8 protein-coding genes are annotated in these 16278 nt (G+C 71.9%); all 8 read left to right on the top strand.

Annotated features, from left to right (window positions below; genetic code table 11):
* Genes JWS14_RS11570 through JWS14_RS11535 form a run of 8 tightly spaced genes read left to right on the top strand, consistent with a single transcriptional unit; the run spans position 1 to position 16240 of the window.
* Complete coding sequence (locus JWS14_RS11570) at positions 1-915, top strand: LLM class flavin-dependent oxidoreductase (RefSeq protein WP_206013182.1); 915 nt, start codon at positions 1-3, stop codon at positions 913-915.
* Positions 912-2054, top strand: a complete 1143-nt coding sequence (locus JWS14_RS11565; protein WP_072947119.1) for an LLM class flavin-dependent oxidoreductase — start codon at positions 912-914, stop codon at positions 2052-2054. The genes JWS14_RS11570 and JWS14_RS11565 overlap by 4 nt, the downstream gene beginning before the upstream one ends.
* Before the next feature lie 44 nt (positions 2055-2098).
* Positions 2099-2398, top strand: a complete 300-nt coding sequence (locus JWS14_RS11560; RefSeq protein WP_072947118.1) for an acyl carrier protein — start codon at positions 2099-2101, stop codon at positions 2396-2398.
* Positions 2395-3492, top strand: a complete 1098-nt coding sequence (locus tag JWS14_RS11555) for an acyl-CoA dehydrogenase family protein (RefSeq protein WP_072947117.1) — start codon at positions 2395-2397, stop codon at positions 3490-3492. The genes JWS14_RS11560 and JWS14_RS11555 overlap by 4 nt, the downstream gene beginning before the upstream one ends.
* Positions 3489-4499 (top strand): 3-oxoacyl-ACP synthase, encoded by a 1011-nt coding sequence (locus JWS14_RS11550; RefSeq protein ID WP_206013181.1) that lies wholly within the window; start codon positions 3489-3491, stop codon positions 4497-4499. Before JWS14_RS11555 ends, JWS14_RS11550 begins: the two co-directional genes overlap by 4 nt.
* The gene (locus JWS14_RS11545; RefSeq protein WP_206015979.1) at positions 4496-5548 is read left to right on the top strand and encodes an HAD-IIIC family phosphatase; all 1053 of its coding nucleotides are present in this window, start codon (positions 4496-4498) and stop codon (positions 5546-5548) included. The genes JWS14_RS11550 and JWS14_RS11545 overlap by 4 nt, the downstream gene beginning before the upstream one ends.
* On the top strand, positions 5545-7119 hold the full coding sequence (locus JWS14_RS11540) for an amino acid adenylation domain-containing protein (RefSeq protein ID WP_206013180.1): 1575 nt from the start codon (positions 5545-5547) through the stop codon (positions 7117-7119). The genes JWS14_RS11545 and JWS14_RS11540 overlap by 4 nt, the downstream gene beginning before the upstream one ends.
* Entirely contained in the window at positions 7112-16240 is a 9129-nt protein-coding gene (locus JWS14_RS11535; RefSeq protein WP_420855111.1) for an amino acid adenylation domain-containing protein, read from the top strand. Before JWS14_RS11540 ends, JWS14_RS11535 begins: the two co-directional genes overlap by 8 nt.
* Positions 16241-16278: the final 38 nt, after the last annotated feature.

Raw genomic sequence — 16278 nt, 5'->3', positions numbered from 1 at the left:
ATGACCGACAAGCAGGTCGTGCTCGGGGCGGCGGCGCCCGCGGGCCGGACGGATTTCGCCGTCCTCGCGGACGCCGCCCGCACCGCGGAACGGGGACGGTTCGACTTCTTCCTCGCCGACGGCGTCATCGCGGCGAACGCGCTGGCCGGATTCACGGACGCGGTGGGGCTCGCGGCGACGCTGGACACGACCTCCGCCGAACCCTTCGACGTGGCCCGCCGGTTCGCCTCGCTCGATCACCTGTCCGGCGGCCGGGCGGCGTGGAACACCGTGGCCCCTGCCGGCGGGCGGGCCGCCGAGTTCGTCGGCACCGCCCGCACCCTGTGGGATTCCTGGGCCGAGGGCGTCGTGACCCTCGACCGCGGCGCGGGGCGGTTCGTGTCGGATCCCACCGCAGGCGCGTTCTATCACCGGGGCAGGCACTTCGACATCGGCGGACGCTTCACCGTCCCCCGCAGCCCGCAGGCGCAACCGGTGGTGATCGTGTCCGGCGACGGCCCGGAAGCCCGGGATCTCGCCGCCCGCCACGGCGACGTGATCATCGCTCCGCTGGGCACGTTCGAGTCCGCTCACGCCGCCTACACCGACGTCGCGCGCCGGACGGTCGACGCAGGCAGGCCCGCCGGTGCGGTGAAGGTCCTGTTCAGTGCGACGTTCGCGGGCACCGCCGTATCCGTCGCGGACCGGATCGTCCGGTGGGTCCGCGAGGACGCCGCGGACGGGTTCGTCCTGCCCTCCCTTCCCACCCCGGACGGACTCGACCCGTTCGTCGACACGGTGGTGCCGTTGCTGCAGGACCGTGGTGTTCTGCGCACCGACTACACCACCGCCACGCTGCGGCAGCACCTCGGACTCGGTGCCCCGCCCAGCCATCGTGCCGTCAATCCCCGCTCTCTCCAGAAAGTGCCCTCATGACCACTCCGTTGTCCGTTCTCGATCTGTCGCCCGTCAGCGAGGGCGCCACCGCCCGCACGGCGCTGCGGAACACCGTCGACCTCGCCCAGCACGCCGAGGCGTGGGGATACAAGCGGTACTGGGTGGCCGAGCACCACTTCGTCGGTGTCGCCAGTTCCTCGCCGGCCGTGCTCGTCGGGATCCTGGCCGCGGCGACCAGCACGCTCCGGATCGGTGCCGCCGCCGTGCAGCTGGGGCACACCACCGCGGCCGCCGTCGTCGAGGCGTTCGGCACAGTCGACGCGCTGTACCCGGGTCGCCTGGACCTCGGGCTCGGACGGTCGGGCCAGCGGCGGGCCGAGGCGTTGAAAGCGGTTGCCGAACGCAACAACCAGCCGGCCCCGCCCCGCAGGGAGACCGAGATCCGCGACGGCGTGGTGATCCCGGCGCCGTTCGACCCGTCCGGGCTCCTGCTGTCCCCGCGGCTCGCGGCGGCGCAGTCGGTGCTGCAGCAGCCCGGCGCGCTGTCGCCCGCATTCGACCAGCAGGTCGACGACATCCTGGCACTGCTCGGCGGCACGTACCGCACCCCGGACGGGATCGAGCTGCACGCGAGTCCCGGTGAGGGCGCGGACGTCGAGGTGTGGGTGTTCGGGAGCAGCGCGGGGCCGAGCGCCGAACTGGCAGGCCGGCTGGGGCTGCCGTTCGGCGCGAACTATCACGTGAGCCCGTCGACGACCCTCGAAGCGGTCGAGGCCTACCGCGCCGCGTTCCGCCCGTCGCCGAGTCTGCCGAAGCCGTACGTCGTCGTCTCCGCCGACACGGTCGTGGCGGAGGACGACGCGACCGCGCAGGAACTGGCGTCGACGTTCGGGCACTGGACGCACAGCATCCGTAGTGGGCACGGCGCGATCCCGTACCCCGACCCCGCGCACACCGCACCGCTGGGCGACACGGAACGCGCGCTCGTCGAGGACCGGCTGATCACCCAGTTCGTGGGGGCACCGGCCACCGTCGCGGACAAACTCGACAGTCTGCGAAGGCTCACCGACGCCGACGAACTGGTGATCACCAGCGTCACCCACGATCACACCGACCGGTTGCGCTCCTACGAACTGCTCGCGGCCGAGTGGGGACTGCCGAGGTTGCTCGCCGCCTGAGAGCGCGATGATTGAACGCTGGTCCAATTGGGAATCCCAGGCCCATGGACACAGCAAATGCACCTGTGCCCGAGTCCCATGACGAGCTGGTCGAGCAGCTACGGCAGTACCTGAGCTCGATCACGTCGACGGAACTCGGTCCCGACGACGACTACTTCACCCTGGGACTGGTGAGTTCGTTGCGGGCACTGGAGATCGTCACGTACATCGAAGGCTCCCACGACGTCGTGGTCGAGGTGGAGGATCTCGACCTCGACAACTTCCGCACTGCGGCCCGGGTTGCGGGGTTCATACGGAGGAAGCGGGGCGAGCAGCTTCGTGCGACGGACGGGGCGTCGCCGTGATCGGAATCGACACACTTGTCGCCTCCGCCGAGATCGACGCCGGCAACTGGGACGAGACCGGGCTGCCGGTCGAGGTCATCGAGGCCGCCGCGAAGGCGGGTGTCCTCGGGCTGGACCGGACGACGGAGTGCCGGGGGCTGGGCCTGAACGCCGCCGAACTCGGCTCGGTCGCAGAAAGACTGGGGGCGGTCTGCACGTCGTTGCGGTCGCTGCTGACCGTGCAGGGGATGGTGAACGCCGCGGTCGATCGGTGGGGCACCGCCGAACAGCGGGCGAGGTGGTTGCCCGCCCTGACGACGGGTGAGCTCCTCGCCGGATTCGCCGCCACCGAAACCGGGGCGGGCAGCGACCTCTCCTCTGTGGCTACCAGTTTCGAGGAGCACGGCACGGACCACCGCATCACGGGGCGGAAACTGTGGGTCACGTTCGGCGAGGTGGCGGACGTCCTGCTCGTCCTCGGCCGGTCGCAGGCCGGGCTGACCACCGCACTGGTCGAGACGGACGCGCCGGGGGTGACCGTCGAACCGCTCCACGGTCAGCTGGGCATGCGCGGCGCCCGGATCGCGCACATCGCGCTGGACGGCGTCGTCGTCCCCGCCGACCACCTGATCGCACCGCCGGGATTCGGGCTGTCCCACGTGGTCGGAACGGCCCTCGACCACGGCCGGTACACCGTGGCGTGGGGGTGCGCCGGCATGGCGCGCGGGTGCCTCGCCGACGCCGTCGCACACGCCTCCACCCGGGTGCAGGGCAGTGCCGTGTTGTCCGAGCACGACTCGGTCCGTGCGATCCTCGGGCGCAGCTGGGTCGACGCGGCCGGCGCCCGCGCGCTGTGCGAACGGGCCGCCGAACAACGCGATGCGCGTGAGCCGAGCGCGCTGTTCACGACGATCGCCGCGAAGTACGCCGCCGCCCGCGTCGCCGCATCGGTGAGCCAGCAGGCGGTCCAGGTGCTCGGTGCCGCCGGGTGTGCCCCCGGCAGCAGGGTGGGCCGCTTCTTCCGTGACGCGAAGGTCATGCAGATCATCGAGGGCTCGACCGAGGTCGCCGAACTCCAGATCGGTGACTACGTGCTCGGGGGAGGTGTGCGATGACGGCAGACCCGCCGGTCACGATCGAGTCCGTCGCGCTGTGGTTCCCCGACGACGAGGTGACCGTGGCGGGACTGCCGGAACTCGACGAACTCCCGATCGCGCAGCGCGAGCACGCGCTGGCACTGGGCATCGACACGGTGCGGATCGGAATCGGTCTCGCCGAGGTGGATCTGGCGCAGGCCGCGGCGGAGGAGGCGCTCCGCACGTCCGGCCTCGACGCCACCCAGCTCGACGCGCTGCTGCTCGTGCAGGGCCGGGTTCCGCAGTATCTGCTCGCGTCCGAGGCGACGCGGCTGCAGCACCGACTCGGCGCGACCCAGGCGTTCACGACCGGGGTGGGGGACCTCGGGTGCGTGTCCGTCTCGGCGGCGTTCACGCTCGCGTCGGCGATGCTCCGCGGCGACCCCCGCTGCCAGAACGTGCTCGTCGTCGCGGCGGCGAAGACACCCACCCGGTCGCGGTACCGGCCGCCGATGACGCTCCTCGGCGACGGCGCCGCCGCGGTCCTGCTGACGAAGTCGGGGACCGGACGGTACGAACTCGTCGACCAGATGATCCGCAGCGACGGAAAATACGCCGACCTGTTCCACATCGACTACCGCGACGTCCGCGAAGCCGACTGGATCGAGGAATGCGCCGACGAACCGACGTACTCGTTTCGCCTGGCGGTCGAGAGCAGGAAGCGGTTCACGGAGATCAACGCGGAGCTGCTGGCCCGGAACGGGGTGCAGCAGGACGGGATCGGCGTGTTCCTCATGCAGAACCTGTCGCTCGGTGCGTTCGCGTTCTGGCAGGAGGCACTCGACGTCGCGATCGATCCCGTCTGCCGCGACAACCTGGCCCGGTACGGCCATCTCGGCTCCGTCGACGTGGTGGCGAATCTCGAGCGCGTGGCGTCCGCGCAGGCGCCCGGCGACTACTGCGTGATAATGAACAGCAGTCCGGTCGCGGCGTGGAGCAGTGCGCTGCTCCGGCGCCTGCCGGACCGGCCCGGGCGCGGGGCGTGATCGCGATGGCGCCGACGGTCAAGTGCATGGTCTGGGATCTCGACGACACCATCTGGGACGGCGTCGTCCTCGAACAGGACGCCCCGGTGCCGACCGCGGACGCCCTCCGCGCCCTGGACGTGCTCGATCGGCGCGGAATCCTGCACGCCGTGGCGAGCCGCGGCGAATTCGAACCCGCCGCCGCGCACCTGCGGATGCACGGCATCGAGGAACTGTTCTGCGCCATCGACGTCGGGTGGGGCCCGAAGTCGGAGGCCGTGCGCCGCATCGCGGAGACCCTGAACCTGGGTCTCGACACCATTGCCTTCGTCGACAACGATCCCGTCGAGCGCGCCGAGGTGTCCGAGGCGCTGCCCCCGGTGCGGTGTTATCCCGCCGAGCAGATCGCGTCGTTCCCCGACCTTCCCGAGTTGACCCCGCCCGCCGTCACCGCGGAGGCGAGGCAGCGGAGGGCGCTGTACCGCGCCGAACGGATCCGGCAGGTGAGCGAACAGGAGTTCCACGGGTCGAACACCGAGTTCCTGGGCTCGCTGGACCTGGTCATGACGGTCCGCAGGGCGAACGAGGACGACCTCGAACGCGCGCACGAACTGACCGTGCGGTCTCATCAACTCAACACGACGGGACGCACTTTCGGGATCGACGAACTGCGCGGGCTCTGCGCCTCCGACGATCACGAGGTGCTCGTCGCGTCGCTCGCCGACCGGTTCGGCGGGTACGGCACGATCGGTCTCGCGGTCTCGGAGATCCGCGGCGACGATTCCGTCCTGCAACTGCTGCTGATGTCGTGCCGGGTGATGTCGCGTGGCGTCGGGACGGCGCTGATCCGGCACGTCGTGGAGCGGGCCCGCGCCCACGGCAGGCGGGCGCTCGCCGAGTTCGTGCCGACCGACGTCAACCGGGTCATGCTGGTGACGCTGCGATTCGCGGGCTTCGACGTCGTCGACCCGAATCCCGGCCGGATGCTGCTGCTGTGCAACGACATCCGGAGTGCGGCGGCACCGAACGCCGATCACGTCACGGTCGTCTCGGGAGACGTGACGCCATGACGGACGTGGTCTCGAGCGGCGGAGTGACGTCCGGGATCCTCCGCCAGTGCAGGCGGGTTCCCGGCCGGATCGCGGTCGTGGTGGGCGACCGTGCGCTGACGTACCGCGAACTCGACTCGGCGAGCGAGGCATTGGCGCGCAGGCTCGCGGCCCTCGGCGTGCGACCGGGCCAGGTTGTGCTGATCCATCAGCGGCAGAGCGTCGAGACGGTCGTCGGGATGATCGCGGCTCTGCGGCTGGGCGCGGCGTGGTGCGTGATCGAGCCCGGACATCCGGTGGGGCAACTCCGCGCACTCCTCGGCGACATCGACTGCGGTGCCATCGTCTTCGGGTCCGCGGATCCCAAGACGTCGCCGGAGACGATTCGGGCACTGGCCCGTAGTGCGGGCGGACGTGTTCCGGGACTGCACGACCGGGATGCGAGCCCCGCGCCCGGAGACGAACCGGCGGCCGAACTTCCCGCGGACGTGCCCGCGGCCACCCCGGCGTACGTGATCACGACGTCCGGTTCCACCGGCATCCCCAAGGCCGTCGTCGCGAGCCGCGCCAACCTCGCGAGCATGGTCGACGGCCGCAACTACGACTACGACGAGGACGACCTGGTCACGTTCTCCGCGTTCCGCCTCACGTGGGACGGCTCCCTGCTGAAGACCCTCTGGGCGCTGTGCGCCGGCGGCACCAGCGTGCTCCCTGCCGCGCACGAACTGATGGACGCCGAGGCGGTCGCCGCGCTCGCCCGGACGTGGCGGGCCACCCACCTGGTGGCGACTCCGTCGTTCTACCGGCTGCTGCTGCCGCACCTCGCCCCGCTGCGCGAGCGCCTGCGGTTGGTGACGCTTGCGGGAGAAGCCCTTCCGGGGGTGTTCGTCGCCCAGCACCGGGCAGTGCTGCCGGGTGTTCCGCTGAGCAACGAGTACGGTCCGACCGAGACCACCGTCAGCTGTCTCGCCCATCCGGTGCGCGACGTCCCCGCCTCGATCGCGCCGATCGGCAGACCGCTGGGCGCGAGCACGGCGTACGTCCTCGACGCGAAACTGGTCGAGGTGCCGTACGGGGCGGTCGGGGACCTGTACATCGGCGGTCCCCAGATTTCCGAGGGCTACGCGTCCCGCCCGGGCGCCACCGCGGCCAGGTTCGTCGCCGACCCCTTCGCGGAGCGGCCGGGCGCCCGGATGTATCACACGGGCGACCTCGCGCGCGTCGACCCGCACGGCGACATCGAATTCTGCGGCCGGTTCGACGGGCAGGTGAAGGTGCGGGGCGCCCGCGTCGAGAGGCACGCGGTGGAGGCCGCGCTGGAAAGTCATCCCGCGATCCACCAGGCCGTGGTCCTCGCGACCGCCGACGAACACGGGGAGACCACACTGACCGCGTTCTGGGTGCCCGCGGCCACGGCGACCGTGCTGCCCACACCCCGCGACCTGATCGCGCACTGCGCCGAACGCCTCGTCGCGCAGGCCGTGCCCGACCGTTTCCTCGCGCTCGGCGCGCTTCCGCTCGCCCCGAGCAGCAAGGTGGACGAGGCGGCGTTGCGCCGGCTGCTCCCCGGCGGAGGTGGTGGCGTTGCCTGAGCACCGTCCCGGGACCGCCGGCAACGCCGAGACACCGTTCCCGCTGTCCTCCGCGCAATACGAGGCGTGGCTGGCGCAGCAACTGGCCCCCGACGTGCCGCTGTGCATCGCCCAGTACGTCGAGGTGCACGGCGACCTGGACGTCGACGTCCTGCGCGCGGCCACCGTCGCGACCGCGGACGAATTCGGATCACCGTTTCTCCGGTTGATGGACAGGGACGGTCAGCCGTTCCAGATGGTCGACCCCGCCGCGGACCGCTCGATCGGGTTCGTCGACTTCCGCGACGACCCCGAATCGGTGGACGCCGCCCGCCGGTGGATGCGCGCCGACTGCGAGACCCCGCTCGATCCGACCCGCGACCGGCTCGTCGAATCGTCGATCCTCCGGGTCGGTGACGAACACTACTTGTGGTACAGCAAGATTCACCACGTCGCCCTGGACGGCTACGGTGCGATGACGATGCTCAACCGCATCGCGGCCCGGTACTCCGCGCAGGTGCTCGGCCGGGAACCGGCACCGGGCGAGGCCGCGGACCCCCGGCATCTGTACGACGCCGACCAGCAGTACCGGTCGTCGAACCGCTTCGCGGCGGACCGGCAGTACTGGGCCGATCGGATCAGCGGTCTCGGACCCGGATCGACCCTGGCGCGGCGGACCGGGCCCGCGGTCGCCACGAGCACCGACGCCGCGGGGCCTCTCCCGGACGCCGCGGAGCGAGCGCTGGGCGGCGCAGGCACCCACGGAACCGCCGCGATCATCGCCGCGTTCGCCTGCTACCTGTCGAGGATGACGGGCCGCCGGGACGTGCTCGTGAAGATCCCGGTGTCGGCGCGCACCACCGCAATCCTGCGACGGTCCGGCGGGATGGTCGCGGGTGTCGTGCCGCTTCCCGTGCGGATCCGCCCCGAGGACACCGTGGGACAACTGGTCGAGCGGGTGCAACTGGACCTGATGGGTGCGCTGCGGCACCAGCGTTTCGGGCTCGGCGACATCCGGCGCGACGCGGGAGCTGCTGCCGCGGAGTCGCTGTCGGGACCGATGGTCAACGTGATGCTCTTCCATCAGGAACTCGCCCTCGGGCCGCTCGTCGGCGAATACCACATCGTCACGTCCGGACCGGTCGAGGACCTGCTCGTCAACGTGTACCAGAGCGGCTCCCCGGTCCGGACCGTCGTCCACTTCCTGGCCAACCCCCACCGCTACGACGCCGGCGAGGTCGGTGCCCATCACCGGCGGTTCGTGGACCTGCTCGGCGACTGCCTCGCGGCAGACCCGGACGCCCCCGTCGGCACCGTCCACGAGGAGACGGCCCGGCTCGACTTCTGGACGCGCACCCTGGCGGGCGCGCCCCCGCTGCTGGATCTGCCCACCGATCGTCCGCGCCCCGCACGGCCGTCCCGGCGCAGCGCCGCCGTCGACGTCGAATTGGACCCGGAACTGCGGCGCGGGCTGACAGCGCTCGCCGAGGCGCACCGCACGGACGCCGCCACCGTCGCGCACGCGGCGCTGGCACTGGTGCTGGCACGATCGGCCCGTACCGGCGACGTCGTCCTCGGCACGCGGACGGATGCCGACGTCGTGGTGTCGCGGACCCGGGTGCGCGGCGCCGACCGGTTCGGCGACGTCGTCGACACGGTCCGGGACGCCGCCGCGCAGGCGTTCGCCCACCGTGGCGTGCCAGTGGAGGCCGTCGCCCTGGCACTCGACCCCCCGCGGTCCGCGTCCCACGCACCGCTCTTCCAGGTGCTGCTCGAATTCTCGGACTCCGGTGGGGAACTCGGCGACCTCGATCTGCGGGTGACGGTGTCGGACACGACGGCCCGCTTCGCCTACGCGACGGACCTGTTCGACGCCGCCACCGTGGACGGGCTCGCCCGGCGGTTCGTGTGCACCGCCGCGACGGGTGTCGCGGATCCGTCCGTCGCGGTCGGCGACATCGACCTCGCCGATCCGGCCGAACAGGCCCTCGTACGGGAATGGTCGATCCGGCAGGCGGACGCCGCCGGCGAAACCACGCTCGGCGCGCTGTTCGCCGACCGGGCCGCACGGAACCCCGGCGCCACCGCCGTCGTGTCGGGTGGTGAGCGCATCACGTACGGCGACCTCGACGCCCGGTCGAACCGCCTTGCCCGGCACCTCCTCTCGCTGGGGGTGGGCCCGGAGTCGATGGTCGCCGTCGCACTGCCGCGGACGGCAGCGCTCGTCGTCGCACTCGTGGCGGTCGTCAAGGCCGGGGCCGCGTACGTGCCCGTCGACGCGGATCACCCCGGTGAGCGTTCGGCGCTCGTCGTCGCCGACGCCCGTCCGGTGTGCGTGCTCGCGACCCGGGACACCGCGGCCTCGCTGCCCGTCTCGGATGTTCCGGTCCTGCTTCTCGATTCGGCGGACCCCGAAATCGACGGCCGCTCCGCGGACCCGCTGACCGATACGGAACGGGCACCGGCCGATCCGGACTCGCTGGCCTACGTCGTCTACACGTCGGGATCGACGGGGCGGCCGAAAGGCGTTGCGGTGTCGCACCGCAACGTGGTCTCCCTCTTCACCGGCACCCGGGACCTGTTCCGGTTCGACGACGCCGACGTGTGGACGATGTTCCACTCCCCGGCATTCGACTTCTCGGTGTGGGAGTTGTGGGGCGCGCTGCTGCACGGCGGCACCCTCGTCGTCGTCGACCTCGACACCGCCCGGACACCCCCCGCGTTCCTCGCGCTGCTGCGCCGCGAGCGGGTGACGGTGCTGAGCCAGACCCCGACCGCGTTCTCCCAGCTGATCGAGGCCACCGAGGCCGACGCCGCCGCAGGCCCGACGTCGCTGCGCTACGTCGTGCTCGGCGGCGAGGCGCTCGACTTCGGGCAGCTGGAACGCTGGTACTCCCGCCGCGGCGAGGACGCGCCCGTGCTCGTGAACATGTACGGCATCACCGAGACGACGGTGCACGTCACCCACCTCCCGCTCGGCCGCGCGCTCGCCGCCGCCGCGTGGACGAGCGGGATCGGACGGGCGATTCCCGGGCTCCGGGTGTCGGTGCTGGACGCGCGGCTGCATCCGGTGCCGGTCGGTGTGGCCGGCGAACTGTACGTGGCGGGACCACAGGTGGCACGCGGCTACCTCGGCCGCGCCGGGCTCACCGCGTCCCGCTTCGTCGCGGACGCGTCGGGGGACCGGATGTACCGGACCGGGGACGTGGTGCGGTGGCGGCGGGACGGAAGCCTCGACTACCTCGGACGCGACGACCTGCAGGTCGAGATCCGCGGCTTCCGGGTGGAACTCGGCGAAGTGGAGTGGGTGCTGGGCCGGTGCGACGGTGTCGCGCAGGCCGTGGTGACGCTGCACGAGGATCCGGTGACCGGACCGGCGCCCGCCGCGTACGTGGTGCCCGAGGCGGGTGCGGTCGTCGACCCGGGGGCCGTGCTGGAGTTCGCGGCAACCGCGCTGCCCTCGTACATGGTCCCGGCGTCGGTGACGGTCCTCGAGCGCGTGCCGCTCACCGTGAACGGGAAACTGGACCGGGCGGCACTTCCGGCGCCCGCCAACGACTCCGGCGCCGACTTCGTGGCAGCGGGCACCCCCGCCGAGGAGGCGATCGCGGTCGTGTTCGCCGCGCTGCTCGGCGTGCCCGCGGTCGGCGTCGACGACGACTTCTTCGCGCTCGGCGGCAACTCGCTTGTCGCGGCGAAGGTCGTGGCGCGGATTCAGGCTGTGCTCGGTGCGGCCGTGGGAGTGCGCGACGTCTTCGAGGCGCGGACGGTGCGGACGCTCGCCGCCCGTGTGGCGCGGGCGGACTCGGCGAGCAGGCCGCCGCTGGTGGCCACCGACCGGTCCGCGGCGGCGCCGGTGTCGCTGGCGCAGACGCGGATGTGGTTCCTCGACCAGTTCGACACGACGTCGCCCGCCTACAACATCGCGGCGGCCTTCCGGTTGCGCGGCCCCCTCGACGTCGATGCACTGCACGCGGCGCTGACGGACGTCGTCGACCGGCACGAGGCGCTGCGGACGATCTTCCCGATGCGCGGCGACACGCCCGTGCAGTCGGTGATTCCGGCGGCGGACGCGGTGCGCCGCCTCCGCGCGGTCCCGGTGTCGGGGGAGAGCGAACTCCGGGACCGGCTCGCCGCGGCACTGTCCGCGGGCTTCGAGGTCACCGCGCAGGTTCCGTTGCGGGCGCACCTGTTCGAGCTCGGTCCGCGTGATCACGCCCTGGCCCTGGTGGTCCACCACATCGCGGCGGACGCGTTGTCGCTGGGACCGCTCGCCCGGGACGTGACGTCCGCGTACACCGCGCGGGCGCGGGGGCACGCGCCGGACTGGGTGCCGCTCCCGGTGCAGTACTCCGACTACAGCGTCTGGCAGCGGACCCTGCTCGGAGCGGAGGACGATCCGGACTCGCTGATGTCCCGTCAGCTCGGGTACTGGCGTGCCGCGCTCGCCGACGCGCCGATCGTGACGGACCTGCCGATGGATCGCCCACGCCCCGAGCACCGGACGCTCGCCGGCGCGCGGGAGGCGTTCGACATCGGGGACCGCCTGCACCGGAAGGTGGTCGCCCTGGCGCGGGAACACGATGCGACGGTGTTCATGGTGACCCACGCGGCGTTCGCGGTCCTGGTGTCCCGCCTGGGGAGCACCGCCGACGTGATGATCGGATCGGCGGTGGCGGGGCGCGGAGAGGCCGTCCTCGACGACGTGGTCGGGATGTTCGTCAACACCCTGGCGCTGCGCACCCCGGTCCGCGGCGCCGACTCATTCGCCGCGGTGCTCGCCGCCGTGCGGGACCGCGATCTGGAGGCGTTCGCGCACGCGGAGGTGCCGTTCGAGCGGGTCGTCGAGGCGCTCGCGCTCCCACGCACCACCGCCCACGCCCCGCTGTTCCAGGTGCTGTTCGAATTCCAGGACGTCGAGCGGCCCACCCCGAGCCTGCCGGAACTGGACGTGGACGAGATCGACCTCGGTGTCTCCGTCTCCACGTTCGACCTGCAGCTGACGCTGGCCGAACGGTTCGGGGAGAACGGGGCGCCCGCCGGGATCAGCGCCGGATTCACCTATGCCACCGACATCTTCGACGCCGCGACCGTCCGGAAGTTCGCCGAACGCTACGTGCGGCTCCTCGACACGGTGGTCGCGGACCCGGACGTTCCGCTGGCCCGGTTCGATCTGCTGTCCGCAGGCGAACGCGAGGCGCTGGTGCCCGTGCGCGGGCGGCCCACCGGCACCACCCGGCTGCTGCCGGAGATCCTCGCCGCCGCGGCCGCCCGGGACCCGCACGCCGTCGCGCTGTCGTACGGCAACGCGGTGATGTCGTACCGCGAACTCGACGACTGGTCGAACCGTCTCGCGTGGGTGCTGATCCGCCGCGGAATCGGGCCGGAGGACCACGTGGCGATCGGGCTCGTCCGATCCGTGGAACTGGTGGTGGCGGTGTGGGCGGTGGCGAAATCGGGTGCGTCGTTCGTGCCGGTGGATCCGAGCCTGCCGTCCGCGAGGATCACCGACATCCTCGCCGACTGCGGGGCCGTGGTGGGACTCACCGTCGCCGAACAGCGCGACCGGATGCCGGACGGCGTGGAATGGCTACTCCTCGACTACCCGGGTCCGACGCGGAGATGGGAGTCCCGGTCGATCACCGACGAGGACCGGGTCGTGCCGCTGCGACCGGACCACCCGGCGTATCTGATGTACACGTCCGGGTCGACGGGCGCGCCGAAGGGCGTCGTGATCCCCCATGCGGGGTTGCAGAACTTCACGATCGATCAGCGCACGCGGTATGCGACGACGAACGCGTCGCGTGTGCTGAATCTCGCGTCGCCCGGGTTCGACGCGACGATGCTCGAATACCTGATGGCGTTCGGCGCGGGCGCGCGACTGGTGATCGCGGCGCCGCACGTGTACGGCGGCGCCGCGCTGACGGAACTGCTGGCGGCAGAACGGATCACCCACGCATTCGCGACCCCGGCGGTCCTGGCCACGATCGACCCGCGCGGTCTGCGTTTGCTGCGCGCCCTGGTCGTCGGCGGGGAGCGCTGCCCGCCGGAGTTGCTGGCCCGCTGGGCGGCCGGGCGCACCCTGCTCGTCGGCTACGGCCCGACGGAGACGACGGTGATGTCGAACATCGGCGACCCGATGACCCCGGGCGACCCCGTGCGGATCGGCCACCCGATGCGTGGCGTCCGCGAACTCGTCCTCGACGAGTGGTTGCGGCCGGTGCCCGTCGGTGTGGTGGGTGAGCTGTACGTGCTGGGGGACGGTCTGGCACGCGGCTACCACCGGCGGGCCGGAGCGACCGCCGCCGCGTTCGTCGCGAACCCGTTCGACCATCCGGGCTCGCGCATGTACCGCACCGGGGATCTGATGCGGTGGACGAAGGACGGGCGGCTGGAATATTTGGGCCGCAACGACTTCCAGGTCAAGCTGCGCGGCCAGCGGGTCGAGCCGGGGGAGGTGGAAGCGGCGCTCACCCGCTGCCCCGGTGTCGCGCAGGCGGTGGTCGTGGTGCGCCGCACACCCGCCGCCGAGGCTGTCCTCGCCGGGTACGTCACGGCCGAGGACGGCGCGGATCTCGACACCACGGAGGTGCTGCAGTTCGCCGGATCGGTGCTCGCCCCGTTCATGGTGCCCGCCTCGGTGACCGTCCTCGACCGGCTTCCGCTCGGCGCCAACGGCAAGGTCGACCGGCACGCGCTGCCGGAACCCGAATTCGCCCCTCGCATCTTCCGTGCGCCCGGCACCCCGTTCGAGTCCGCGGTGGCCGACGTGTTCGCCGAGGTCCTCGGGACCGGCGTCGTCGGAGCCGACGACGACTTCTTCGCGTCCGGGGGCAACTCGCTGACCGCAACACAGGTGGTTGCGCGCATCAACTCCGCGCTCGGTGCGGACGTCGGTGTGCGGGACGTGTTCGAGGCCCCGACCGTGCGGGCGCTCGCGGCGCGGATCGCCCGGGAGACCGCGGGCGGCGAGGTCCGGCCCGCGGTGGCGGTGCCCCGGCGCCCCGGCCCGGTGCCGCTGTCGTGGGCGCAGCACCGGATGTGGCTTCTCAATCAGTTCGACCCGTCCTCGCCCGCGTACAACGTCGCGATGATCGTCCGGCTGTCGGGCGACCTCGACGTCGACGCGCTGACCGCCGCCCTCGCCGACGTCGTGGAGCGGCACGAATCGCTCCGCACCCGGTACCCGTACGGCGACACCGGACCCACCCAGGTGATCGTCGGCGCGGGGCACATCGCGCAACTCACCGTGTCGACGTCCGAAGATCCGGTACCCGGACAGATCTCGGAACTCGTGTCCGCAGGATTCGACGTCGCCGCCGAAGTGCCGATGCGGGCACGGCTGTTCACACTCGGCGACCGGGAGCACGTCCTCGTCGTCGTGGTGCACCACATCGCGGCCGACGGGTTCTCGATGGTCCCGCTCGCCCGCGACGTGCTGACGGCCTACACCGCGCGGTCCGAGGGCTGCGCGCCGGGATGGGAGCCGCTGCCGGTGCAGTACCCCGACTACACCGTGTGGCAGCGGGAACTCCTCGGCTCGCAGGACGACCCACACTCCCTGCTCTCCCGGCAACTCGACTACTGGCGGTCGGCGCTCGCCGATGCGCCCGCCGTGACCGACTTGCCCACCGACCGTGACCGCCCGCCCCGCCGATCGGCCGCCGGCGACCGGGTGACATTCACGATCGGCGCCGACCTGCACCGCGAGGCGGTGGCCTTGGCGCGGACCCGGCGGTGCACCGTGTTCATGATCGTGCACACGGCCCTCGCCGTGTTGCTGTCCCGCTCGGGTGGTTCCGGCGACGTGGTAATCGGGTCACCGGTCGCCGGCCGTGGCGAGGCCGTCCTCGACGACGTGGTGGGCATGTTCGTCAACACGCTCGTGCTGCGGACCCACGTGTCGGGGACGTTCGACACTCTGCTCGCACGGGTCCGCGAGACCGATCTCGCGGCCTACGCCCACGCCGACGTGCCGTTCGAGCGGGTGGTGGAGGCGCTGAACCCGCCTCGCTCCCAGTCTCATTCACCCCTGTTCCAGGTGTTGCTCGAGTTCCGGAACACCGAGCACCCCGATCTCACGCTCCCGCACCTCGAAGCCCAGGTCCTCGAACCCGACGTCGAGGTCTCCCTCTTCGACCTGCACCTGACGGTGCGGGAGCGGTACGACGACTGCGGAACACCGGAAGGGTTGACGGCCGGATTCACCTATACGACCGACCTCTTCGACGAGGCGACCGTGCAGGCCCTCGCCGGAAGGTTCACCCGGATCCTCGCCGCGTTCGTCGCGGATCCGAGTTTCCCCGTCGGCGACGTCGACCTGCTGACCCCGGACGAGCACACCCGCATCCGTGAATGGAGTACCGCGGCCGGGACGTTCGTGCTCGATCCCCGGCTGCAGCTCACCCCCGAGGAGGTGAGCGGCGAGGTGTATGTCGCCGACACGCGGGAGTCCCACACGTCGGCGCGCGCGGCGGCCACCACGTTCGTGGCGAACCCGTTCGGATCCCCGGGCTCCCGGATGGTCCGCACGGGCGCGCTCGCCCGGTGGAACCGGTCCGGACGACTGCTGACGGTCGACGCCGCCGGATCCCCGGCACGGTCGGTCGCGGACGTCGTCGAGAGTCACCCGGCGGTCCGTGAGGCCGTGGTCCTCACGACCGCAACCGGTGTCACCGCCTTCTGGGTGCCTGCGGCCGCGGCGGCCGTGCTGCCGATGGCGGAGGACCTGCGGGAGTTCAGCGCCGGACGGCTCGACGCCCGCTCCGTGCCCACCCGTTTCGTCGCACTCGGGGCCGTCCCGCGAACGGCGGGCGGCGAGGTGGACGAGAACGCGCTGCGCGCACTCGTGTCCGAGGCGGAGCCGGCGGTGCGGCCACGCTGGACGACACTGCAACGGTCGGTGGCCGAACACTGGGCGGCCGTGCTGGGGCACGACGACTTCGGTCCCGAAGACGGATTCTTCGACGTCGGCGGCAACTCCCACCGCGTCGTGGAACTGCAGCGGCGTCTCGACGGACAGTGGCCCGGCGCCCTGCGGGTGGGCCAGTTGTTCGACCTCGTCACCGTGGCGGCGCAGGCCGAGGCGCTCTCGCATTCCACCGACAGCGAGGCGCCCGCGCCCGCCACCTACGAGTTCTGACCAGCAGGGAGGAGGCAACCGTGATCATGCGACGTTCC

Source organism: Rhodococcus koreensis, from assembly GCF_017068375.1.
Lineage (GTDB): Bacteria > Actinomycetota > Actinomycetes > Mycobacteriales > Mycobacteriaceae > Rhodococcus_F > Rhodococcus_F koreensis.
This window is presented reverse-complemented; position numbering and strand designations above follow the sequence as displayed.

Bases quoted from the DNA above. Each gene is read 5' to 3' on its own strand.
- JWS14_RS11560 (WP_072947118.1), top strand. From the start codon at position 2,099: ATGGACACAGCAAATGCACCTGTGCCCGAGTCCCATGACGAGCTGGTC.
- JWS14_RS11550 (WP_206013181.1), top strand. From the start codon at position 3,489: ATGACGGCAGACCCGCCGGTCACGATCGAGTCCGTCGCGCTGTGGTTC.
- JWS14_RS11565 (WP_072947119.1), top strand. From the start codon at position 912: ATGACCACTCCGTTGTCCGTTCTCGATCTGTCGCCCGTCAGCGAGGGC.
- JWS14_RS11570 (WP_206013182.1), top strand. From the start codon at position 1: ATGACCGACAAGCAGGTCGTGCTCGGGGCGGCGGCGCCCGCGGGCCGG.
- JWS14_RS11540 (WP_206013180.1), top strand. From the start codon at position 5,545: ATGACGGACGTGGTCTCGAGCGGCGGAGTGACGTCCGGGATCCTCCGC.